Below are 947 nucleotides of genomic sequence, written 5' to 3'. Positions count from 1 at the left end.
CGCGCTTCTGTGTTGGTCCCTGCCGCCCCGACGCAACGAACCCCACGCCCTGCCCGCACCACGCGGCGGTCGACCCCGGCGGCAGCGCGACGCAGTGCCCGGCCTGCCAGAGCGTGGACCGCGGCCTGGCCCTGGCCCGGGACCAGATCCTGGACGACGGCCGCACCTACCCGCTCTACCTCGCCTGGTTCGGCGAGGGCCTGCTGAAGGTCGGCCTGACCGCCGAGCAGCGCGGCGACAGCCGACTGCTCGAACAGGGCGCGCTGGCCTACGCGTTCACCGCGCGCGGGAGCCTGCCCGCGATCCGCCGCGCCGAACTCACCGTCGCTGCCTCGGGGATGGCCCGCGAGCGCTTCAAGTCCCGGCTGAAGACCGACCACTGGTGGGCCCACGGCGACGCCCCGTACCGCCGCACCGTGCTCACCGAGGCCCGCACCCAGGCGCACCGGCTGCTGGACGGCCACGCCCTGGAGCTGTTCGTCGACCGCCCGGTGGTGGACCACGTCGAGCGCTTCGGCCTGGGCGCGGGCGCTCCCGAGGCCTACCGCGAGATCACCGGGCTGGCCGCCGGGGCGGTGGTCGCGGGCACGCTGCGCCCGGCGGTGGGGCGGCACCTGTTTCTCGACCAGCCGGACCGCTCGGGCCCGCTGCTGCTGGACACCCGGCGGCTCACCGGCTGGACGCTCACGCCGGTCACCGGTCGCGGCTCCGAAGGGCTGGGCCTGGAGGAGCGGGTCCGTCCGCCGGAGCCGGACACCCAGGAGGCGCTGTTCTGAGCCCGGCCGAGCCGGCTACTCGGCGGGGTGATCAGCCCAGCTTGCTGCGCACCCCGCCCGGCCCCGAGCGGGCCCGGCGCGACAGCGGCGGCCGGGACGGGCGGACGTCGCCGCGCCCGGTGGCGGGCGGCTCGACGGCCTCGGCGGCCCGCCGGGGGAGCGCGGCCCGGG

Annotated in this window: 1 protein-coding gene; it reads left to right on the top strand. The window is 77.7% G+C overall.

What is annotated here, in order from left to right; all coding sequences use genetic code 11:
• Positions 1-776 (top strand): DUF2797 domain-containing protein (locus ACFQ87_RS46505; RefSeq protein WP_380617096.1); only part of this gene is annotated, 776 nt, incomplete at its 5' end.
• Positions 777-947: the final 171 nt, after the last annotated feature.

The organism is Kitasatospora sp. NPDC056531 (genome assembly GCF_042794375.1).
Taxonomy (GTDB): Bacteria; Actinomycetota; Actinomycetes; order Streptomycetales; family Streptomycetaceae; genus Kitasatospora.
The sequence above is the reverse complement of the archived record's forward strand: the minus strand, read 5'-3'. Positions and strand labels throughout refer to the sequence as shown.